The sequence below is a fragment of the Pseudoalteromonas sp. NS-SX12 genome (genome assembly GCF_057367955.1).
In genome coordinates this window covers 3029875-3053125 of record NZ_CM170634.1, presented here as the reverse complement: position 1 = coordinate 3053125, position 23251 = coordinate 3029875, and the positions used below count along the sequence as shown (strand labels likewise).

At 40.1% G+C, this 23251-nt stretch carries 20 protein-coding genes and 1 other annotated feature; of the genes, 17 read left to right on the top strand and 3 right to left on the bottom strand.

The features are described from left to right. Window positions 1-560: 560 nt before the first annotated feature. Window positions 561-1688, top strand: coding sequence for a bifunctional chorismate mutase/prephenate dehydrogenase (tyrA, locus tag AC2IOM_RS14180; protein ID WP_486358718.1), 1128 nt, complete (start codon window positions 561-563; stop codon window positions 1686-1688). Window positions 1689-1711: 23 nt separating this feature from the next. Here the strand turns inward: tyrA and AC2IOM_RS14175 are convergent, their stop codons facing one another. Continuing rightward, the gene (locus AC2IOM_RS14175; RefSeq protein ID WP_475149132.1) at window positions 1712-2869 is read right to left on the bottom strand and encodes a chorismate mutase; all 1158 of its coding nucleotides are present in this window, start codon (window positions 2867-2869) and stop codon (window positions 1712-1714) included. A gap of 24 nt (window positions 2870-2893) precedes the next feature. Next, window positions 2894-3010: a sequence feature (Phe leader region), on the bottom strand. 191 nt (window positions 3011-3201) lie between these two features. Here AC2IOM_RS14175 and AC2IOM_RS14170 point away from each other — a divergent pair. Beyond that, window positions 3202-6219, top strand: coding sequence for a bifunctional diguanylate cyclase/phosphodiesterase (locus AC2IOM_RS14170; RefSeq protein ID WP_486358717.1), 3018 nt, complete (start codon window positions 3202-3204; stop codon window positions 6217-6219). A 45-nt stretch (window positions 6220-6264) separates the two neighbouring features. Here the strand turns inward: AC2IOM_RS14170 and yciH are convergent, their stop codons facing one another. Next, on the bottom strand, window positions 6265-6594 hold the full coding sequence (gene yciH, locus AC2IOM_RS14165) for a stress response translation initiation inhibitor YciH (RefSeq protein ID WP_010560623.1): 330 nt from the start codon (window positions 6592-6594) through the stop codon (window positions 6265-6267). A gap of 179 nt (window positions 6595-6773) precedes the next feature. On the opposite strand from yciH, the gene AC2IOM_RS14160 reads away from it, so the two are divergent. The 4 genes from AC2IOM_RS14160 (at window position 6774) to AC2IOM_RS14145 (ending at window position 11016) form a co-directional block, all read left to right on the top strand. After that, window positions 6774-7079, top strand: a complete 306-nt coding sequence (locus AC2IOM_RS14160) for an STAS domain-containing protein (RefSeq protein ID WP_010560622.1) — start codon at window positions 6774-6776, stop codon at window positions 7077-7079. 3 nt (window positions 7080-7082) lie between these two features. Then, on the top strand, window positions 7083-8732 hold the full coding sequence (locus AC2IOM_RS14155; protein ID WP_486358716.1) for an ATP-binding SpoIIE family protein phosphatase: 1650 nt from the start codon (window positions 7083-7085) through the stop codon (window positions 8730-8732). Between the two features lie 312 nt (window positions 8733-9044). Continuing rightward, window positions 9045-9704 (top strand): GAF domain-containing protein, encoded by a 660-nt coding sequence (locus AC2IOM_RS14150; RefSeq protein WP_486358715.1) that lies wholly within the window; start codon window positions 9045-9047, stop codon window positions 9702-9704. Window positions 9705-9825: 121 nt separating this feature from the next. Further along, window positions 9826-11016: an amino acid aminotransferase gene (locus AC2IOM_RS14145; protein WP_100912994.1), complete on the top strand. Its 1191-nt coding sequence runs from the start codon at window positions 9826-9828 to the stop codon at window positions 11014-11016. 45 nt (window positions 11017-11061) lie between these two features. Here AC2IOM_RS14145 and AC2IOM_RS14140 read toward each other — a convergent pair whose 3' ends face one another. Continuing rightward, window positions 11062-11343, bottom strand: coding sequence for a YebG family protein (locus AC2IOM_RS14140; protein WP_054978299.1), 282 nt, complete (start codon window positions 11341-11343; stop codon window positions 11062-11064). A gap of 189 nt (window positions 11344-11532) precedes the next feature. Here AC2IOM_RS14140 and AC2IOM_RS14135 point away from each other — a divergent pair, with 189 nt between their 5' ends. The 11 genes from AC2IOM_RS14135 (at window position 11533) to AC2IOM_RS14085 (ending at window position 23241) form a co-directional block, all read left to right on the top strand. Further along, window positions 11533-11775 carry a DUF6868 family protein gene (locus AC2IOM_RS14135; protein WP_100912995.1) on the top strand — a complete coding sequence of 81 codons (243 nt, stop codon included), beginning with the start codon at window positions 11533-11535 and terminating at the stop codon, window positions 11773-11775. A gap of 58 nt (window positions 11776-11833) precedes the next feature. Next, on the top strand, window positions 11834-12769 hold the full coding sequence (locus AC2IOM_RS14130; protein WP_486358714.1) for an ABC transporter substrate-binding protein: 936 nt from the start codon (window positions 11834-11836) through the stop codon (window positions 12767-12769). Continuing rightward, on the top strand, window positions 12766-14676 hold the full coding sequence (locus AC2IOM_RS14125) for a sensor histidine kinase (protein WP_486358713.1): 1911 nt from the start codon (window positions 12766-12768) through the stop codon (window positions 14674-14676). The genes AC2IOM_RS14130 and AC2IOM_RS14125 overlap by 4 nt, the downstream gene beginning before the upstream one ends. A gap of 133 nt (window positions 14677-14809) precedes the next feature. Next, on the top strand, window positions 14810-16111 hold the full coding sequence (locus AC2IOM_RS14120; RefSeq protein WP_486358712.1) for a type VI secretion system protein TssA: 1302 nt from the start codon (window positions 14810-14812) through the stop codon (window positions 16109-16111). A gap of 65 nt (window positions 16112-16176) precedes the next feature. Further along, window positions 16177-16707, top strand: a complete 531-nt coding sequence (locus AC2IOM_RS14115) for an Hcp family type VI secretion system effector (RefSeq protein ID WP_010560613.1) — start codon at window positions 16177-16179, stop codon at window positions 16705-16707. A gap of 11 nt (window positions 16708-16718) precedes the next feature. Then, window positions 16719-17216, top strand: coding sequence for a type VI secretion system contractile sheath small subunit (tssB, locus tag AC2IOM_RS14110; protein ID WP_010560612.1), 498 nt, complete (start codon window positions 16719-16721; stop codon window positions 17214-17216). Next, the gene (gene tssC, locus AC2IOM_RS14105; RefSeq protein WP_010560611.1) at window positions 17216-18688 is read left to right on the top strand and encodes a type VI secretion system contractile sheath large subunit; all 1473 of its coding nucleotides are present in this window, start codon (window positions 17216-17218) and stop codon (window positions 18686-18688) included. Before tssB ends, tssC begins: the two co-directional genes overlap by 1 nt. 101 nt (window positions 18689-18789) lie before the next feature. Continuing rightward, window positions 18790-20070, top strand: a complete 1281-nt coding sequence (locus tag AC2IOM_RS14100; RefSeq protein WP_486358711.1) for a type VI secretion system contractile sheath domain-containing protein — start codon at window positions 18790-18792, stop codon at window positions 20068-20070. Further along, entirely contained in the window at window positions 20071-20514 is a 444-nt protein-coding gene (gene tssE / locus AC2IOM_RS14095) for a type VI secretion system baseplate subunit TssE (protein ID WP_100912998.1), read from the top strand. Next, complete coding sequence (locus AC2IOM_RS14090; protein WP_486358710.1) at window positions 20507-22321, top strand: type VI secretion system baseplate subunit TssF; 1815 nt, start codon at window positions 20507-20509, stop codon at window positions 22319-22321. The genes tssE and AC2IOM_RS14090 overlap by 8 nt, the downstream gene beginning before the upstream one ends. Next, window positions 22312-23241, top strand: a complete 930-nt coding sequence (locus tag AC2IOM_RS14085; protein WP_486358709.1) for a type VI secretion system baseplate subunit TssG — start codon at window positions 22312-22314, stop codon at window positions 23239-23241. Before AC2IOM_RS14090 ends, AC2IOM_RS14085 begins: the two co-directional genes overlap by 10 nt. Window positions 23242-23251 lie beyond the last annotated feature (10 nt).

Sequence of the window (23251 nt, the reverse complement as noted above, 5' to 3'; positions counted from 1 at the left end):
TTTGCTCAGCCTGTTTTGTTTTTATAAAACAAAAAATTACCTATCAAACAAAGAACGTATCTACACAAGCCTACCAGATTCAACTCCTTATTAACTTCGATAAACTCTTGCTTGATGTGCGTTGCGGGCATTAATGAATTACACACCAAACCTTGGTAGTCACAGCAATGCGAATTTACTCAACAAGCCTCTAATTCTTCGCACACTACTAACTATGCTGTGGAGAGGTTTGCTGATTCACTTACTTGAAATTGTGATATTTGTATTATCTGATTTAGGCAACATCGTTGGTGAGCTGAATATTTGCATGTGATATTCAGGTTTATTGATGTGGGATAACCTCTTAAAAATAGCGATTCGAGAACTTAATGTCCTAAGTCTGTTAAAAATTCCGCGCTTTATCTAACAATAAAGCTAACATCCTAGAAAGACTTCTTAAATATGGGCTAAATAGCTAACTTGTATAACGTATTTTATTTTAACGCTTTTACTCAGCGAGATAGCTTGATATTATTTTGTATATATTAATTTACTTGCTGTAAAGAAAGGTTTACTTTGTAATGGGCGCACTGAATACGTTAAGAGATCAAATTGATGAATGCGATAGGCAACTTGTTGAACTATTAGCTAAACGAAATCATATCACAGCTCAAGTTGGCGCTTATAAGCAACAACAAGGTCAACCCGTTTATGTACCATCGCGAGAAACCGAATTAATTGATGCACGGCGATCACAAGCAATTGCTGCTGGTGTAAGCCCTGAATTAGTCGAGGATGTATTGCGTCGACTTATGCGTGAATCTTACCAAAATCAACAACTCGGTTTAGCGTGCGTTGCGCCGCATTTATCGCCAATGGTGATAGTGGGTGGTAAAGGTGCAATGGGCCAATTGTTCAAGCGTCAGTTAGAGCGCTCGGGTTATCAGGTGAACGTGCTTGATAAAGATAATCAAAGTGAACGTGAGAGTTTGTTATCTGAAGCTCGTTGCGTGATTGTCTCTGTGCCAATCCATGCGGTTGAATCAGTTATTGCAGATATGCCAAAACTACACCCTGAGTGTTTATTGGTTGATATTACCAGCGTTAAATCATCACCACTCAAAGCAATGGAAACTCACCATCAAGGACCGGTACTGGCACTACACCCGATGTTTGGTCCTGATATTCCTCATTGGGTAAAGCAAACCGTTGTTGTTTGTCAAAATAAGCCCTGTGAAGTAGCGAGTTCCTTACTCGAACAGCTCACCGTGTGGGGCTGTAATTTAGTGTCTATGGATGCGAAAAAGCACGACGAAGCGATGCAAATTGTGCAGGTAATGCGCCACTTAACGACCTTTGTTTATGGTCAATTTTTGGCGAAACAAAGCCACAGCCTTGAAGAAATAGAATCTTGCTCTTCGCCTATTTATCACTTGGAATTAATGATGGTAGGGCGCTTATTTGCACAGTCGCCAGAGCTTTACAGTGATATTATGTTGGCGCAATTTGAAGACGTCGCACCGTTGATGAAAGAGTATTGTGAGGTTTTCCAACAAACGTTTGAAAAATTGAAGCAAAATGATAAAGCGGGATTAATTAATGACTTTGCCGCTGCAAAAACCTTTTTTTCAGATTCTGCCAGTACCTTTTTAAGTCAAAGTAAAGCGTTATTGAGTAAGGCAAATGACGCGAAAGTGCTAGATTACTAAAAAAGGGGCTAAACGCCCCTTTTTTACTCAGTTGCAACGCTTACGGCGCTCAACGTTTCACTTTGGTAACAACCAAGAATACGAATGTAGGCAGTCACTTCTTTAAGCGCATCTAGCGCTTTTTTAACTTCTGGCAAATCGATGTTTGCTTCTAGATCAACATAGAATACCTCTTCCCATGGATTTCCCGGTACCGGGCGGGACTCTAGTTTTACTAGGTTAATGTTATGCTGTTTGAAGATCATCAGTGCATCAGCAAGCGCACCGGCTGACTGCTTAGTTGCCATAATTAATGTTGTTTTAGTCGGGATCTGCTTAGATACTTTAACTGCTTTACGCGCAACAACAATAAAGCGGCTGTGGTTATGGCTTTGATTGGCGAGGTTAGGCTCAAGTACCACTAATCCAGCCTTGCGAGCTGCGTCTTCAGATGCGATTGCAGCACCTGCATCATCTTGTAACGCCTCTTTGAGTGCGCTTGATGTTGAGTCGCTGTAGGCTAGCTGTACGCCGCTTAAATTACTAATAAATTGGCTGCATTGAGCAAATGGCTGCGGGTGACCGTATATTTTAGTCACATCTTCAATGGCAACGCCTGGGCTTGCTACCAAACAATGTTCTACTGCTTGTGTTAGTTCGCCAACAATCGATACCTGTGTGTGCTGCAATAGGTCATATACTTCGTTAATACTGCCAGAGCAGGTATTTTCGATTGGTAATAAACCAAAATCGGCCTGTCCAGTTTCTACTTTATTGGTGATTTCATTAAAGCTACTGCAGCCTAGTTCAACAAGTTTGCCAGGGCGACGACTGAAGTATTTATGGCATGCAAGCTGGCTGTATGAGCCCTGACCACCCAAATAAGCAACGCGATTCGTTTCTGTGTGCAGATCTGGATTTAGGTTCTGCTGCAACATTGCTTGTTGATGCAGGACAGAATCTTCAATGATGGTTTGAAACACGCGATTCACGTAATAACCGTCAAGCCCCAGTGAACTGCCATAGCTAATGAGTTTTTCTAGTAACGCCTGTTCACGTTGCTCATCACGGATCGGTTTGTTGTTGGCAATTTTATACTCAACAACGCCGTGGCTGACGCGACGTCTTTTGGCGAGTAAGACTAGTAACTCCGAGTCTATCTCATTGATATCCCGACGTAGGGACTCAAGTGCATTGGACATTTTCTTTTCCTCATTCCCAATTGCAAAAAAAAACCTCCCAGTGGGAGGTTTAGTTTGACTTTAGCTTGTTCGTGACAAAGTCGCCTCCCGAATTACGGATGGTGAAAAAAGAAGCTAAAGTTAAAGATTAATTTGTTCATATACCCGAATTTAGAAATAAGTGTTGTTAAAGTCAACAGTAAATTGAGAGTAACTTATGCCAAAACAGATTTTTTCATTATTTATTATGGCTTTTTTGCAATAAACCGAAAAAAAGGTGTAGAAATTAGTGAGATTCTTTTATAGTTCCAAGCACCACAATCAACGAGTTGCAGCAGAAGTAAGGTTACATTGTGAACTCTAAACATTTGGATGCGAGTTTTGGCATTAACGCACTTAGTACCAAGTTATCCATATTAATATCAGCCATTTGCTTAATAGCTGGATTATCTGCTGCGTACTTGATGGTTAAATCTGAGCGCAAACAACTGCTTTTTGAAGAGTTTGGTGTGCTAACAGAGTTATCGAAGCCGTTTGTTAGCCGTTTTGAAAACCTACTTAATGAGAAAAAGCGCATCGCCATTGATGCCAATACCATAGTTACAGAAGCCCTTTATTCCGAAACCGCGCTTGCTGAAAAAATCGTGCCGAGTAAGTTGGTTTTTGGTAAAGACGGCAGTATTCGCAGCTCTTCAAGTACTAATGTTGCGGGTGTACGTTCTGCGGCTTTCCTTCCTCAGCAAAGCTATAGTCACGAATATAAACGTATTTTTTCGCAAACAGAAAAAGTATGGTCGCAAATCGCGCCGATTTTAACCGACGAAACCTTTTTTAATTTTTACTTTATTAGCCAAGATCGTTTTATTCGCATATCGCCCCCAAACTGGGCGTTAAACGTGCCGGCAAGCCATGACTTTAGGCAGGATGTCTTTTACGAAATTGGTACTCCTGAATTTAACCCTAACTTAGAAGCAACCTGGACCCCCATCTATTATGATGATATTTGGGAGCGCTGGGTTATTAGCCTTATTGTACCGTTACATTATGGCGGAGAATTTAAAGGCGTTACTGGCAGTGATATTGAGTTGCCAAAGCTGCAGGCGATGTTCCCTGACAAAGTGGGTGATGCCAAGCTGTTTGTGTTAAACGGCAAAGGACAAATTATTCAGTTTGAAGGTAAAACAGATATTATCAATCGTCTCAGTGGCAGCATGAACGATTCGTTGGATACTAAAAACCAGTTACCAGATGAATTGCGTAATCAAGTTGAGCAACTACTAACAAGTCAGCGTCATGAGTTGCAGGGTGAATTTGCCATTGACGACAGCAAGCATATTTTTAGCATCAAAAAGTTTAGTGATTTTGATTGGTATATTGGCGTTTATAAAACCCATTCTGAAGCACTTTCGGCGATTGATGAAATAGAAGTAAAGTTTTTTGGCTTGTTTATTTTATATGCCGTGCTGGTCGTATTGTTGCTGCATCAAACGCTTTCTCATTTAGTAATTAAGCGTATTAAAGCATTGGTTGCAAGCTCACGAGAAGTTGCAAGAGGGCAATTTACTACGGCGCAAAACCTAACGGTTAACAAAGACGAAATTGGCTTGCTCAATTTTGAGTTTGGCGCAATGGCAGGCAAGCTCGAAAAGACCATGCGTGATTTACGCCAAGAGCTAGATGAAAAAGAGCAAGCAGAGCAGCGCGCAAGAAGATTATCAAAAGCCGTTGAATTCTCTGGTTCAGCTATCGTAATTACTGATGAAAATCTCAATATTGAATACGTGAACCCTAAACTGCTTGAAATGACAGGGTTTGAGAAAAGTCATTTTATTGGGCAACCATTACTTGTTTTAATGGAACCCGATATGATGATTTTGGTTGAGGATATCGTTCAGGACTTACTTTCGCGCCATCATTGGAAAGGTGACACGTTACTGCATAACAATGACAAACGTGCACTTTGGGTGTCGTTATCTGTTTCACCAATTCGCGATGATAACCACAAAGTGTATAGCTATGTTGCCTCTGCGCAAGATATTTCCTTTGTAAAAGAAAGTCAGCGCAAAATGGAACAATTGGCGTATTACGACACACTAACAGGGCTTGCTAACCGTGCGTTATTTAGAATGCAGCTTAAAAAGTCTTTAGCCTTAGCATCGCGCGGTCATTACTCGTTTGCTCTGTTCTATTTTGATTTAGATGAATTTAAACGCATCAATGATACATTAGGTCATGATGCGGGTGACCAACTGCTGTTGGAAGTAGCACAACGCCTACAAAAGCGTCTTCGAGCTGAAGATACCATTGCCCGTCTTGGTGGTGATGAGTTTGCTGTGTTGCTCAGTGGTATTGATGACCGCGAAAAAGCCACAGAAGTGGCACTCACGATTCAAAATACCTTAAGCCAGCCAATTCGCTTAGGCAGTAACGAGGTGATTGTTAGCGCCAGTATCGGTATAACAATGGCATCGGATCAAAGCCCTGAAGAAGATGTGTTACTGAAACACGCCGATCTTGCAATGTATGAAGCAAAAGCGTTAGGTAAAAACACGTATTACTTCTATAACGACACCCTTGATGCAGCGGCAAAAGAGCGATTATTTATTGAAAATGAACTGCGCATTGCGATTAAAGAACAGCAGTTCGAGCTTTATTATCAGCCGCAAATTGATATTACCAACGAGAAGATAGTCGGTTTTGAAGCACTGATCCGCTGGCACCATCCTACACTTGGGCATATTGCGCCAGATAAGTTTATTCCAATTGCTGAAACAACAGGGTTAATTGTTGAATTAGGTGAGTGGGTATTGTGGGAATCGTGTGCATTTGCTCAGCGTATGGCGCTTAAAGATCATGAGAGCAGCATCTCTATTAATTTATCAGCACGCCAATTTAAAGATACGAGTCTAATTCCTTTACTAGAAAAGGTGATTAAGAAAACGGGTATCGTACCTGAGCGCGTGCACCTAGAGTTAACTGAGAGTATGCTAATGGGTGATGTTGAAGGTTCTATTAAGCAAATGCATCAATTAAAATCGCTTGGGCTATCGCTGTCGATAGATGACTTTGGTACGGGATATTCGTCACTCAGTTATTTAAAACGCTTCCCATTGGATATCTTAAAAATTGACCGCTCATTTATTAAAGATATTCCAGAAGATAGCAATGATATGGAGATTACCGCTGCAATTATCGCGATGGCGCAAAAGCTTAATTTAGAGCTGGTTGCTGAAGGCGTTGAAAGCGATGAGCAAATTGAGTTTTTAAAGCTGAATAAGTGTGATGTAGTACAAGGTTATTATTACAGTAAGCCGGTACCAGAACATGAGATTTCGTTGATGATAGATAAAACGAAAGGTATACACTTTTAGTGTTTAATTTGGTGATGGCTCGCTGCCATCACCAAGCAATGTCTATTATCCGCCTGCAATTTTCACCTTGAAGCCTTGCTGCTCAAGCAAACCCTTCAACTTATCGCGGTCGTCGCCTTGAATTTCAATGATACCGTCTTTGACTGCACCACCTTGGCCCATTTTAGACTTTAATGTTTTGGCTAGCTTCTTTAAGTCATGGGCGCTTGGATCAATTCCCACAACGAGCATCACGCCTTTGCCTTTTCGTCCTTTTGTTTGGCGTTCAATACGCACTGCACCGTCTTTAAATAATTTTACATCGAGCTCAGGTGCTTCTTTTGGCTGTTTTATTCTTCCGGTTTCTGTGGAATAGACTAAATTTGAGTCTGACATAATAAATCCAAGTAAATACGCATGACGCAAGTTTATCATAATTTTGCAACCATATTATCGTTCAATTTATTTTTAGTTTTTTTAAGATAATATTTGCAAATTAGCGGGTTAAGTACTTAATTTAAATAAAGCGAATGGCGTAAATTTAGCAGGCATTAGGACATTCCAAGGAGAATTAAATGAGTTTGAATAAGGCTCTATCGCCAGATGGCAAATTATTTACGATTGAGATTAAAGGCAAGTTTGACTTTAACTTAGTACAATCATTTAGGAGCGCATATGCCGATGTTGGCGTAAGTACTCCAAAAGTAATTATCGACTTACGTGAAACCGATTACATGGATAGTTCGGCACTGGGAATGCTATTAAATATGAAAAAGTCGCTAGGCGACTCTGTGAGCAGTATTCATATAACAAATTGCAGACCTCAAATTAAGAAAATTTTACAGATCTCTCGTTTTGATAAAAAGTTCGACATCGACTGAACCATGAAGATTCTGGTTGTCGATGATCAGGAGCTAAATCGCAACTTACTGCGTTTTATGCTAGAGCAAGAGCAGCACCATGTTGCCCTTGCTTCGGACGGAGAAGAAGCACTAACGGTTTTCGATAAGTTTTCTCCCGACTTGGTTTTGCTTGATGTTGTAATGCCTAAAATGGATGGCTTTGAAGTAGCGCCGTTGCTTAAAGCCAAATCTGCAGATGTATATCTTCCCATCATTTTTATCACCGCATTGGATGACAAAAGCAGCCTAGAAAAATGTTTGCAGGTTGGTGGTGATGACTTTTTGAATAAGCCTTTCGATAAAGTAATTCTTTCGGCAAAAATTAAAGCCCATGCGCGAACACGCGAATTCAGTATAAAAACCTACAAACAAAACCAAGAACTTGCGTATTATCAGCTGCATACTGAACGCGAACACGAATTAGTTGAACATATTTTCGAAAATGCTCTGGAAAAGCGCTTTTTGTTACCTGAACTTGTTGAATTTAATTTATCACCGGCATCCATGTTTAACGGTGACTTATTTTTAATGGCACCGAGCTGTACCGGTGGCATTTATGTCTTGATGGGGGACTTTACCGGCCATGGATTAGCAGCCGCGATGGGGGCGCTTCCAGCATCAAAAATATTTTACTCAATGACACAAAAAGGCTTACCTGTTGGCGATATTGCCGCTGAATTAAATTCAACTCTCAGTGAATTATTACCAGGCAACATGTTTTGCGCGGCAACGATTCTTGAGCTAAATAGCTCGGGTCGATCATTTTCTGCTTGGTTGGGAGGGCTTCCTGATAGTTTTCTGTTGAGTAAAGAAGGCAAGGTTAAGCAGAAGCTAACATCGCGCCATATGGCATTAGGTATACTCGAAGAATACGAATTTGAACGCGATACCATTTACGTAGAGACGGAATTAGATGACAAAATTATCTTGTATACCGACGGTGTCATCGAGGCAGAAAATACCAAAGGCGAATTTTTTGGTGAAGAACGATTACTGCGTAAGGTGACGGCTTCATCGTTTACTGAATTAGGCTCCATTGTTGACTCGGTTAAGCGTTTTACGGGTAAGCAAGATCAGCAAGATGATTTAAGTTTAGCGTTGGTAAAATGCAGACCATCAAATATTGAGCCCCAATTGAGCGATGAATACATGACAACGCCGTTAAACATGGCATTGACATTAGATGCAGAACGCTTAAAACAAACAGATCCCGTTGTTGATGTTGTTGAAATGATTTGTGCGATGAAAGGCTGTTCTGAGCATCGCTCTAATTTGTTTTTGCTGATCTCTGAAACATTTAACAATGCACTAGAACACGGCGTATTAGGGCTCGAGTCCTGCTTAAAAGATAGTGATGAAGGGTTTTGTGAGTATTACGAACTTCGTGCTGAACGATTAGCACAACTTTCGGCAGGGGCGATTAATATTGATGTGAGCTACTTACCAGAAGACCCCAAAATAAGTTTTACAATAACGGACTCAGGTGATGGTTTTACAAGGAAGAATATTGCTAATGACGACAATAATTTTCATGGCCGTGGCTTGGGCTTAATTAAAGAGATTGCAGAATCAGTTTCACAAAATGAGAGCGGCAATAGCATCACCGTAACGTACTCACTATTACATAATTAAAGTGGCCCCATTATAAAAACGGCATGTTAATCGCTGCTTTGGCTTGTTACTTTTCCATATTTATTTTCATAAAAACAAAAGGTTATGTTGTCTCAATAAAAAGCACCAAATTTGCAGTACAAGATACTACGCTCAGTTGGTTAGCACATTTAAAATGTCCATTTCATTTTCTATTCCCCTTATTTGCAACGACCCATAAAAGCCATTAAATACGTAATCTAAATTTATTTGTAATTTAAGTTAAGAATAGTATTGCATAAACCAATATAAGCCATGTAAACTTTATTTTTTAAAAGATGTTTAGATGGCTATATGGCTGATTCAATAGATTTTTCAGATTACGTTTTAGATACGCAAAAAGTGGCTGATTTCCGTCAATTAATTGTAAATGACATTACGCAAACAGATCACTTGGATATTACGTGGCAGTACCTTATTCCTGAATTGGGCGAGGGCGGAACCTGTAGCTTATTCGGGCAGTTGCAAGAAGCGCCGTTTGATCTTACGCAGCATGTAGATAAGCACCAAAAAAATGTTGATGCAATGGCTGCACTCGCGCGCATCGTTAAATTTGTTGAGCAGCAAAACCTAATTGATTGGTTTGGTATTTACCAATCACGTTCGATTGATAATCAAACACAGTTACTTAAATTAAGCTATTTTGGCAAACCAAGCCGTCCACTTTTTCCTGTTGATGAGGACTATGCGCGTATTAGCAACAATGCCTTTGTTGCGCTTTACGGCAAAGGACGCGTGATTAACAACGTAGAACACTATGTTGCTAATGGCGGCGAGTACTATACTTGCGACCCAGCAGTTAAATCGGAAGTTTGTCTGCCTTACTTTTCGCAATCTGGCGAAGTACTTGGCATTATTGACGCCGAAGCGTTTAATAATGATGTGTTTACGAGTGATGCACTTGCTTTACTACAGGCCGTATGTGAAATAGTACCCAATTACTTACCTGAATAATCTAAAGCAAAAAGTTCTATTGATTATCGCCATGAAATTTTCTTTAGATACTTCTCCACAACAGAGAGTATGGTAAGCTAGGGCTTCATCCCATAGCAAAAATTCAATTTAAGAGATAACTATGTTTGCAAACTTAAAGCCATTACCAACGGATCCAATTTTAGGTTTGATGGCCAAATATCGCCAAGATACAAATCCAAATAAAATCGACTTAGGCGTTGGTGTTTATAAAACAGAACAGGGTGATACCCCAATTTTAAGCTGTGTAAAAAAAGCTGAAGCGTTTCGTTTAGAAAATGAAACAAGTAAATCATATATTGGCTTAGCTGGTGATTTAGGTTTTTGTGCAAAAATGGAATCTCTATTACTGGGTGAGCATAAAGCGCTTTTAGAAAACCGTGTTCGCACAGCGCAAGCACCAGGTGGAACCGGTGCGCTGCGTGTTGCTGCAGAATTTATCGCAAAAGCAAACCCAAATGCGAGCGTATGGGTAACTACGCCAACATGGGCAAACCATATTGGTTTATTCTCAGCTGCTGGTTTAACAGTTAAAGAATATCCGTATTACGATTACGAGAATAAAGGCTTATTGTTTGATGAAATGATGGCCACTCTGAAGACAGTTCCTAAAGGCGATATCGTGTTATTACACGCATGTTGTCATAACCCAAGCGGTATGGATTTAAACGCAGAGCAATGGCAACAAGTTGCAGATCTTGCAAAAGAAGTTGGTTTTACGCCGTTAATTGATATTGCTTATCAAGGTTTTGGTACTAGCCTTGAACAAGATGCGGCAGGCTTACGTTTATTAGCTGAAACCGTTGATGAAATGATCATTTGTTCTTCGTGTTCTAAAAACTTTGGTCTTTATCGCGAGCGTATCGGTGCGTGTTCAATTATTTCAGAATCGAGCGCAGTTGCCGACGTTGCTAACTCAGTGCTATTAAGTGTTGTACGCAGTATCTATTCAATGCCGCCAGCTCACGGTGCTGCAATTGTTGATACTATTCTTGGTAGTGAAGAGTTAACTGCCGAGTGGCATCAAGAGCTTGCCGAAATGCGTAATCGTATTAATGGTTTACGTAGCACTATTGTTGAGGCGCTTCATAGCCGTGGTGTTGCACAAGACTTTTCATTTATTGAAAAACAACATGGTATGTTCTCTTTCTTAAGTATCACGCCAGAGCAAATTGAACGTTTACAAAAAGAGTACTCAATTTACATTGTTGGCTCAAGCCGTGTAAATGTAGCAGGCGTTAGCCAAGCAAACTTAGATTACTTTGCCGATGCAGTTGCAACTGTAATTAAGTAAATTTACGCATTAATAAAAAAGCCACCTTCACGGTGGCTTTTTTATTTAACTTACTTTTTTAATATCAGTTACTTTTGCTTTATTGTTAGGCGGGGTTGGTTTTCCCCCTTTTAAAGCTGCAATAAATTGGTCTTTACGTTTTGCCATTTCAAGGGCCAGCGCTTCATTTTGTTGCTCGCTTAACGGCACATCAACTTCACCAAGCATGGTTTCAAGTGCTTCCGCAATATCCAACATTTTGTCATATGCGTCTGCCTCTTTTTTTGATGTAAATGTCATGCGTTCGACTCCATCTCTAACTACTTTGTAACATACCTCAACGGCCATATTGCACCTTCTTAACTGTTGTTTTATACAGTACTATAGCAGTAACGAAAAAAAAATAAAGTGTAATTATAATCACACCTTACAGAACCCCGCTGTGGTAAGCAATTTTAGAGACTAAATGCCTGATAACATTGCACCGCTACAGCAAGTACATTAATCTTACATTATGTAAAAGATTAAGGGGTTCTAATGTCAATTGATCAGATAACAACGTTTCTCGGTTGGGCTACCATTGCCAATTGTTTAATCGTTAGCGTTAGCATGGTGATTTTTTTACTTTTTCGCAGCACCATTGTCAGTATTCATAGCCAACTATTTAACGTAGAGCATAAAGCATTGAATGTAGTTTATATTCAATATTTTGCTTTTTATAAGATCTTAATTGTTTTCTTTAATCTCGTTCCCTATTTAAGTCTTAAGTTAATTATGTGATTTAGGCCTTTTTGAAATGTTCCGCTTACAAGGTGTTTTAAAGGTTTGTTTGTTCGCCATGCTGATATTTTTATCAGGCTGCGATAACGGGAATCGTCAAGGTACTCATAATCAGGCATCAACTACCTCGATTAGTTTGGCAATTGATTTGTGGCCAGGCTATTACCCAATCATTCTTGCCGATGAATTGGGTATGTTAAAAAAGCGCAATATTAGTCTAGAGTTATCAATCCCGCGTAATACCGATCGTATGTTAGCTAAATTTGCGGCGGCAGAGTATGACGCAATTGCGGTAGCACTGGGTGATGTAATGAACCTTTCACAGCAGTACCCTGATGCACGCATTGTTATGGTGGCAGACGAGTCGAGTGGCGGTGACGCGATTTTAGCGCGAAGTGACCAACAAGTGATTAAAGGCACAAAAATTGGCACCAACTTAGGTGGTTTTGGAGAGTTATTAGTACGCCGCTTTTTAGATGCAAACGACATCGCAATTGATGATGTGACGCTAATGAATATTGAAGTGTCGCATGCAGCGAAGCTACTTAACAATAATAGCATCGACTATGCACATACTTGGCAACCTTACGTAGATGAAATGGTTGCAGGTGGCGCGCACGTTGTGTACTCAAGTGCCCAAACACCAGGCTTAATTCCAGATGTTATAGCGATGCAAAGCGCGTTTATTGAAAATAATCATAAGGCAGCGCGTGGGTTTGTTGATGCATGGTTTGAGGCGCAAGCTTGGTGGCTTGAAAATCCAAGTAAAGGTAATGAAATCATTGCGCGAGTCATCAAACAAACACCGCAAAGTATCAAGTTAAACGGTGTTAAATTGTTAAATCGAGCGGATAATTTTGCAGCATTTATGTCGCAAAATCGCGCAGGCTTAAACAGTGTTATTGGTGTGTACAATCAATTTTATGTTGGGCAAGGGATCATTGCTAAACCAATTCGCAGCGAGCGTTTACTAGATGCCCGGTTAATTCAATGAAACTAAAGTTTGTTTTGAGTGCCATTTTATTGGCCTCATTAGTGCTTCCTACATCGTTTATTTCATATATAGCGTATACGCAAAAAGTCGCAACTAACGAACAAAACCAAGCCACGGTGCGACGTCTTACGCTTAACCGCAGTAAAGAACGCGTTGAATCATATTTAAATACAATTTTAGAGTATGTGCGTGCCGACAGTAATATTCCCCAGTTTGCCAACTTTCTTACCGCTTATGGTACTGAACAAGAAGCGCAAATCGCTGAGATAAATGCTATTTTGCGAAATGTGATCGTAAAAGACACATTGAATGTGACCTCGGTGGCGCTTATTAATACATCGGGTAAAAACATTCAAGACATTCGAATTGGCCAACAGAGCCGAGATGAATCGTCATTTGCTTACTTTAAACGTCAATCTATGTCGCCAGCACCAGTAATGCATTATTCAGGTGCAAACAGTAAGGACCCTGAAAGTATTTATTTTTCATCGCCAATCCGCAGCAGTGATGGGAAAGTTGTGGGGTATTTACGCTTAATGTTAGAAACATCGGCGATTCAACAACTCGTAAATAGTATCGCAAAACACCTAACCTATTCTCAGTGGCTAACGATTAGCGCAAACGAAACGCCAATCGCAGATTCACGTCAGCGACAAAAGCGCTTGGAAGAGCGTGATAATGTTTATAAAAGTCACGCAAAAATCAAACCGTTTGAGTGGCAAATCGCCCTGATACAAACGGCGCAAGAACACAATCGTGACCTTGCTAATTACCGTCAATTTTTATTGTTACAGATTGCTATTTTGTTGATTGTTTCGATATTCGTCAGTTTGGTTGTTGCGCGTCTTATGTCTCGTCCAGTAGAGCGTGTTAAAAAGTTAGCAATTGAAATTGCACATCAAGACCTCGATAAACGCATTCGCGGTGGAAAAATTGATGAATTTAATGAGCTTGCTGCGGCAATTAATTCAATGGCAGATAATTTAGTGGAAGGTTATCGCAATTTAGAGCGAGAACATCACGAGTTAGAACAAAGCCAACAGCAAGTGACTGAACTTAATGAACAACTAGAAAAAAGAGTGTTAGAGCGTACGCAGCAATTAAGCGCCCAAAACCAAGCGTTAGAAAGCGCGATGCAACAAATTGTACAAAGCGAAAAGTTGGCGTCACTTGGCAGTTTAGTGTCGGGTGTGTCACATGAGTTAAATACACCAATTGGCGTGGCGCTTACAGCGGGAAGCTTTGCACTTGAGGTTCATAATAAAATTGCAAATGAACTTAAGCAAAAATCGCTATCAGTTGACTCCCTGTCGAAACATCTTCAGCAATTAGAAGAAGCGATTGGGCTAGTCACCAATAATTGTCACAAGGCAAGTGAATTGGTTATTAACTTTAAACAGATTAGCGGCGACCATACCAGCAATAAACGCCGTGTGTTTAATTTAGCGCAAACACTCGAGGTAGTGGTTAACACCTTAAATACAAAATTGCTGTCAAGCAATACGGTCAGTTTTCACGGATTAGAAAACGTTGAAATAGACAGTTTTCCAGGTGCTTTTGAGCAAGTCTTTATTAACTTAATCAACAACTCGCTGGTTCATGGGTTTGATGGCAGTGTACAAGGCAAAATTAACATTTCAATGCAGCAAAGCGACGTAAATTTTATTGTGATTAATTACACCGATGACGGTAAAGGTATTGATATTGCGCATCGCGATAAAATATTCGACCCATTTTTCACAACGCGTCTTGGCGAGGGAAGCAGTGGTTTAGGCTTGTATATTGTGTTTAATCTGGTAACCGGTGTGCTTGGTGGAGAAATTAAATTGTGTCAATCGCAGGGGAAAAGTGGCGTATCGTTTGATATTAAGCTACCCACTGTTGCACCGATTGCAAAAATCGAATGAGTTTGAATAGATTGTAAATTTTAGTGGTTTGAACTGTTATAACTTGGTCAATCTTACCTTGACTTTACCCCATAATGCTCCAAAATAATCGTTATACTTATAATAATGACAAAGGGATGAGCCTTTAACTTTTATGTTGCTCTATACTGACGACACTGAGTTAGACGCTGGCATATATTTACGAGAGGAGCGAACTAAGTTTCGTGAACTTCGAAATCTACTAAATATAGCCCAATCAAGCTTACGTAAACTATTAGAAACGCCTACTTCTTCACAAGATCTCGATTTACAACGTGAAAATTTTGAGGATTGGAATAACCTGCAACAAGCATGTGCCCAAACACTTAAACAAGAGTCACGCGATATTGAAGTGTTTGTGTGGTGGTTAGCGGCGTTGGCATTTAATAACAGTAACCTTTCAGCATTTAATGAGGGGTTAGACGATTTTTTATATGCATTAAATGCATTAAATGAGTCCATACATCCTAAGTTACCAGAGAAGAAGGTTGCCAAGCTTGACGAAGATCAAGTCGCGGCAAAACACTGTGAGAATCAGACTCGTGCACTTGAGCAATTAACCGGTGATAGCCCAAGCTCTGGCTTACTTAATGTTCCACTTATGCGTTTCCCATTAATCGATGATTATACTTACAGCGATTACTTATCGGATCAAAAATCAGGTTCACTTGAACAAGTTAAAGGGACCTTTATCACTAAGTTGCAGGCGAATAAAAAGCTGTTAACAGAACAGTTCAGCCGCATTATTGAGCTCGATAAGAAAATCGGTGATATCGACTTATTTATCAATGGTTATCGCAATAAATTTGGCCATTCTTTGTTGGGTTTTCGTTTTATTCGCGACAACTTAAAACAGATCAAATTAATGTATCTGTACTTTTTCCCAGATGTTGATAAACGAGATGAACAACCAAGTGAAACGGTTCAACCTCAAACCGTGAATACTGAAAATAGTGCGGTTGAGTCAACAACACCAGCAACAACGCAAGTGGTACAGGCTACACCAAGTGTGGCAAGTACACCTGTTGCTGCTACTCAAGCGTATACACGCGAAAATGCACTTGAAGATCTTAATCGCATTGCGGTCTTTTTCAAAAAAACAGAGCCCCATAGTCCTATTCCGTACCTTATTGCCCGCGCGATTCGCTGGGGCAATATGTCGTTTTCAGAATTGCTTGGCGAGTTGATCAAAAAAGAATCCCCAGAACTTGCTGAAATCCGCAAGCTAACAGGGGTAGATAACGATTTAGGCGAATTGCTCAATGACGATATAGCTATTACAGCACCAATTGCTGAAGTAGAAGAAGTTGAGCAAGCATCTGAAGTAGCAGTAAGTCAGCCAGTTGTTCAAGCTGAACCAAATCAAACAAAGGAACCTGAAACTGACACAACGTCGAGTTCAGGCCCTTTATGGTAAAAATTAGTAAAGATTGCATCTACATTTAGTAGGGCAAAATAATAAATATTTAAGGAGAATGTAAGATGGCATCAATCTTCATGAGAATCGATGGTAACGATAGCATCAAGGGCGCTGCAACTGTAGCTGATTTAAATAGCAAAAAAGGTTGGTTTGCAGTAGATAGCCTTTCTTGGGGTGCTATGCGTGGTGTGTCGGTTGATATCGGCAATGCAAATAACCAAGATAACGGCATGGTAGCGCTAGGCGAAATTAGTATTTCTAAAGGATACGATGGTGCGACACCATACCTTTTAACTTATTTATTCCAACCAGGTGCAGATGGTAAAACTGTTGAGCTTGTAATGACAAAACCATCTCGCGATGGTAAAGGCATTGTTCCTTACTTTGTTATCTCACTAGAAGAAGCACGTATGGCTAACTTTAGTATTTCAGGTAGCGACGGCAGCCAGCCAAGTGAATCATTCTCGCTAACATATACTAAAATTGAGCAAATCTTCTTCGTAGAAGATGAAGGCGGTAAGTTAGAAAAAGCAGCTTCTGTTAAGTACGACGCAACTGGTAACCAGTTAACTTCTGCGGCAGACTTAAAATAAGGTAATTAAAAATGGCACTTAATTCGCAACATAAGCGCGTTAGTAAAAACCGTGTAAGTATCACTTACGACGTGGAAACTAATGGCGCAACAGAGAAGAAAGAACTTCCTTTTGTTTCAGCCGTATTAGGTAACTTTTCAGGTGACAAAGAAGATCCGAAAGAAGTAGAAGATCGTGAATTTATTCAAGTTGATCAAGATAACTTTGACGAAGTTCTTGGCCGCATAAAGCCTGAGTTATCACTGAAAGTTGATAACGTAATTGAAAATGATGATAGCCAGTTTGAAGTAAATCTTGAGTTCGAATCAATGAAAGACTTTGAGCCGGATGCGTTAGTTCAGCGCATCGAACCGCTTAAGAAATTACTTGAAACGCGCAATCAGCTAAATGAATTGTTGAGCAAAGCAGACCGTTCGCGCGATTTTGAAAAGCTGTTAAAAGACATTCTGCAAAGCGCTGATTCGCTTAGCTCATTATCAGAAGAACTTGGTGTGAAGGGAGAAGAATAATGTCTGAAGAGTTACAACAAGGATCAGCTGCCGAAGGTGAAAGCCTGTCATTTTTAGACAGAGCAATTAGCGCAACAAGCCAAACAGCACCAGACAGAACCAAAGAGCTATTAACGTCGCTTACGCAAGAAGCGATGTCGGGCACAGTTACATGGGATAAAAACCTTACCGATACAATTGCAAATGCGGTAGCGGCGATTGACAAAAAAATGTCAGAGCAGCTGTCACAGATTATGCAAAAAGATAACTTTCAACAGTTAGAAGGCTCTTGGTTAGGTTTACAGAAACTGATCCGTAACAGCGCATTAGGTACATCACAAAAAGTAAAACTACTTAACATCTCAAAAGACGAGTTGTTAGAGCAGTTTGAAGATGCACCTGCAGTTGATCGTAGCCCACTATTTAACTCACTTTACCAACACGAATATGGTACAGCGGGTGGTGAACCTTATGGTTTACTATTAGGTGACTATGAGTTTTCTCAATCTGATGAAGATGTTGCTTTACTGCGCTATATGGGTGAAGTGGCAGCGGCAAGTCATGCACCATTTATTGCTGCAGCATCACCAGAAATGTTCGAACTAAGCAGCTTCTCAACGTTTAGCGAAGGCAAGCCAATTGCACCTGCATTTGATTCGCCAAGTTATGCGTCATGGAACTCGTTCCGTGAAAGTGATGATGCACGTTATGTTGCATTAACACTGCCTCGTACCATGGCTCGTTTACCGTACGGCTTTAAAGGTAAAAAGATTAAGTCATTTAACTTTGAAGAGCTTGCAAACGATAACGCAGGTAATCCAAAACCAGCAAGCAACGATGAGATTGTTTGGTCAAATGCTGCATACGATATGGCGTTGAACATGAACAACGCATTCGAAGCGTTTGGTTGGTGTACTGCTATTCGTGGTATGGATAATGGCGGTAAAGTAGAAGCGTTACCTAACTTAACTTACTTGACTGACTCAGGTGATATCACGCAGCAATGTCCGACAGAAGTAAACCTGACGGATGAGCGCGAGAAAGAGCTAAGTGATTTAGGTTTCTTACCACTTGTTCATTATAAAAACTCTGACTATGCCGTGTTCTTAGGTGGTCAAACGACTCAGAAGCCAAAAGAATACACAGACCCAGATGCAACGGCAAACGCAGCTATTTCAGCACGTTTACCGTACATTATGGCAAGTAGCCGCATTGCACATTATTTAAAAGTAATGGGCCGTGACAACATTGGTTCAAATATGGAAGCAAGCGACATTCAAAAGCAAATGAGTGAATGGATTGCGATGTATACCAACTCTGGAGCAATGGGTAACGAAGAACGTGCTAAAACGCCACTAGCGGAAGCGCAAATCTCAGTTATCGAACAGCCGGGTCGCCCAGGTTCATACTCGGCGGTAGCGCATTTAAGACCGTGGTTACAGATGGAAGAGTTAACAACGTCTGTACGTATGGTTGCAAGCCTACCGGGCTAATGCCACATCAGGGCAACTTATTTAGGTTAGTTGCCGCTATGCGAGGTGCTGTTTTAGCACCTCGCTTTTGATTTAAAAATAATAAAAACAAGGAATACTGTGTGAATCTGAGCGATCAGGCAGCTTCATTAGAACAATCAAAAGCGTTAGCATACAATTTGATTGCAGAAATTGACCAACTTATCAGTGCTCAATTATCTAAAGTGATGTCTGACAAAAAGTTCCAAGCTTTAGAAGCTCGATGGCTTAATTTACAGGAACTAACCAGTTTACCTGTTAACTATAAAGCGATAAAAGTTCGCATTCTTAATATTTCTTGGCGAGAAATATCGCAAGATTTAAATATTTCTACTTCGGTATCGCACTCACGTCTGTTTAATTTAATCGCGAATAAAGAATTTAATACCTTAGGTGGTGAGCCATATGGCTTAGTGGTTATCGATCACAATTTAACATTAGACTTTGATTACGATAACGAGTTTGATGATTTATATACCTTAGAGTTGCTTGCTGCGTTAGGTGAAAAGAGTTTATGTCCAATTTTACTCGATGCTGACGATGGTTTTTTAGGCGCTCAAGGTGAACAGTATTTGGCTGATGTAGAAAAAGTAAAGCGTGTATTAACGGATCACGATTTTGATACATGGCATCGCTTAAGAGAAAGCCCAAATAGCCATTTTCTCGGCTTGGTATTTAATAAAGTAGCGATTCGGGAAAGTTACGAATATTACCCCGCTGGTTTTGTCTTTAATGAAGACGAAACCGAAGCGTTTAAATGGGGCAATGCTGCGACCACGTTTTTAAAAAACGTAATTATTGAGTTTAATCGTGTGCGCTGGTTTGGTTTTTTAAAGTCGCGCAAGTTGGACTCGCTAGGTGGCAGTGCAATTAAAAACTATGGTTTAAAAGCTAATTTAGAACCACGCTTTAAAATTCATTTGTCGGCTTCTAGTGCTGCGTTTTTATCCCAATTAGGATTAATCCCGATTTTCTATAATCCTCTAAATAATCGCTATTTTTTCCAATCGAACAGTTCGGTTAAATTAGAGCAAGACGGTGAAAATCGCTTTTTGATTCAAACAACATTAATGATCAGCAGAATTGCCCATTATATTAAACTGCAATTAAGACAAATGATTGGCGCAGCTATGGAGCCCCATGACTGTGAGAACCGCATTAGCCATTGGTTAGAGCAGTATTGCTCTAACTCGATTGTTAATGATGAGGTGACCTTGGCTGGTATGCCGTTACGATCGGCGAAAGTAACAGTGGATGAAGAACCTGGCAGCCTTAAGCGTTACAGTTGCCAAATTGATTTAATGCCACAGTACCAATACGACCGCGTTGCAAGTTTAGTTAGTTTATCGACGGCGGTTGAATAAATGTCTTTTTTTAGCGCGTTTTATTTGGAACAGGATGAAGTTGGCACTAACTCAATGGATGAAATTGTGTTGTCTATTCATCACAACATTGGCTTGATTTTAAAAACCGAAGCAGCGAGTTTACACCAAGGCGATGGTAGTTTGAGCGATGACTCAAACTTGTGTTTCGGTATAGAAGATATGGCATTGTTTAGTCGCCTAAATTCAGGTGAGCAAATTGCACTGAGAATAAAAAATAAAATTATGCAGTTTGAACCACGCCTGCAAGATATAAAAGTGAGCTATGTTGATGACTCACAAAAAGCCAAGTTAACCAATACGCTCAAATTTGAAGTATCTGCAATGCTACTAATTAATGGTAAAAAAGAATTGCTCCAGTTTGATACAGATATAAATCTGACAAAAATGACTGTGATGATAGAGAACGACACAAATTATGATTAATCGCATGTTAAAACACTTTGAAGATGAACTTGCGAGCATCAGAAGTGGCTTGGAGGGGTTCCGTAAGCGTTTTAGACGTGAAGCTGAACACATTAACCTCAACGACAAAGGGCAAGAAGATCCGAACGTTACACGTTTAGTTGATAGCTTTGCCTGGGTATCGGCAAAAAATGCAATTCAAATCGATTCGCTGCGTACTCGCCATATTGAAGAATTCGCGCAAATTGTTTCACCTAATCTGTTTAAACCTTTACCAACAGTTGTAAAAGCGCACTTTAATCCAAATCCAGATGATTTTAATAAGCCTGTATTTCTCGATAAAAAGATTGAAGTTGAGTTAGAAGTCATTAATAAAGGGGATGACAATGCTCAGGTAACTTTGTGTAATTCGTTACCCATCACTTTTAGTCCAATTAAAATCGATTTCTTTAAGCTTGAGCAAACACCTTTTGAGCATGCGATTCCAAGTAACCTAGACACCAAGCACGCGCTTTTTTGTCTTCGTGTTGCGCTCGACCCAATTAGTCTTGAAGTTGATATGCGCCAAGTGTTAGCGCAGCCGTTGCAACTTCATTTTAGTAATGAGTCGATAGGTCGTAATGTTGCTGATGTTATTAATCAGGCTTTAATAGACGTTGCAATCACAGTTGATGAACAAGCGCAGTCGGTATCGCTTGGCCGAGATAACTTTAAGCCGCTAGTGATTGACGATGATTTTATTGTATCGCCAATTGCTAGCAATGAAGTGCCTGTTTACTTTAAGCTCAAAGAGTATTTTTCTATTCCTGATAAGCGCCACTTTTTTATTTTGCGCAACCCACATCATATTGCGGTTGAAGCAGGTCAACGCGTGTATCTCGATTTCTATTTAAACGAGCTAGGCGCAGCCCTATTAGATGAGAAAAAACTAGAAGTAAAAATAAATAAAACCCTGTTTAGTAACTTGTTTCATCAAACATCTGAGCCAATTCGTGTTAACTATCAAGAGCTTTCGTACCCTGTTATTGCTGATGCAAGTCAGTCGAATATTCAAGTTTACTCAATTGATCGGGTACTGCGCGTTGATACTGAAGGTGCGGTAGAAATTCCACCGATTCTGGGCAAACAAGCGATCGATTTTAATCAGCAATTGTATTGGTCACAAACAACAAAACTTGGCCGCGGTCGAAATATTAAAGCCTTATCAGGGCAGGAAGTTCAGCATCTAATATTTCCAATTAATCACTCTAGCAGTGAGTTACCTAATGGTTTTAATGCCTACGCAGAGGTAACCTGCTTTGATGCGCATTTAGCAAACAAAGTGCATGTTGGTAACCAAATTGTTGTCAATACAGAAGAAGCGCTTGCAGGTGAGTTTAACGTTGGCGGTGTGGCAATACAGCCAACGCAAGCAACTACCGATGAACAGAATTATTGGAATATGCTCAAGTTATTGTCGTTTAATATGTCGCAATTATTAACGGCAGATAATGCCAAAGAAAGCCTCAAAGGGTTTTTGCGCCTATTCATTAACTCAAATGCCACGCACCATGAGCTAAACGTCATCTACAACGTTGCCGCTAAAAAGATCAATGCCCCGTTTTTACTGGAAGGACGAATGGTGTTTGTACCAGGCATGAAAATTGAATTGACCTTGGATAACTCAGAGCTCAATGCGGACTATTCCTTATTTATTGCATTGCTTAATGACTTCTTCTTAGCACAGACTGCATTTGACCGTTGTTGCCAGTTATCGGTATCGTACACTAGCTTCAATTGGCCAGTTAAAACGTTTGATGCGCAGCTAGGAGTTCGCGTATGCAGCTAAAACAAAAGGCACTTTATAAAGTAAAGTCGGCGCTTCATTTCAATCGCTTAGCGCGAGTACTCGGTGTTAAAAAGATTAGCTATAAACAAGATTTGTTTTCTAATCAATATCACGATAAGTACATTAAGTTCACCCAATTACCTGACCAACACTTGGTTGTGCGCTCGCATCAAGCAACCTTGTTTGGCATTAATGGCGGCTTACCTCATTTTATTTTAGATTGGTTAAAAGAAGCATACCTAAAATCTAATCGCGCCTATTTACGCTTTATTGCGATTTTTGATGATGCGATGGTGCGTCAATCAGTGAAGCTTGATTCATATAACTCAATTGTTTATCGCGCCGAAAAGTGCGGTGATAAACAACAGCAAAATGCGTTGAAACAGAGTTATTTTGAAGCGCTTACCGCCCATTACGAAGAATTAAATATGTTGCCGGCAACTTTGGTTGTGCGTGGTGAGAGTCATTCACTGAACAATTTAAAGTTGCTTTTAGCTTATTATTTTCCGTTTCAATTTACCATTGCGCTTAATCAGCTAGAAAAAAAGCCCATTCCGCAAACGGCGCGCAGTCGTTTAGGGGGGTGTCAGCTAGGTCATGGCGCTATTGTAGGAGAAACGTTTGTGCAATTGGGTCGAACGCTAAATGTGGTAGTGAAAATAGACGACTCTGCATTTTTTAGTCAAATTGAACAGCAAAATAGCGCTGCAATGGACGTTTTACAATCAATCAAATCAATTTGTAAGTATTATGTTAATCACGAAGTTGTAGTTAATGTTGAGGCTGAATATACTGGTTCAGATAAATCGTGTTTAGCACTTACCAAGAATAAACAGCATGCGCTGGTGTTAGGTATTAACTCAAACTTAGCCACACTGCATGGAACAAATAAACGAACCGTAAGGGCTCTGTCGAGCTAAAAGGATTTTT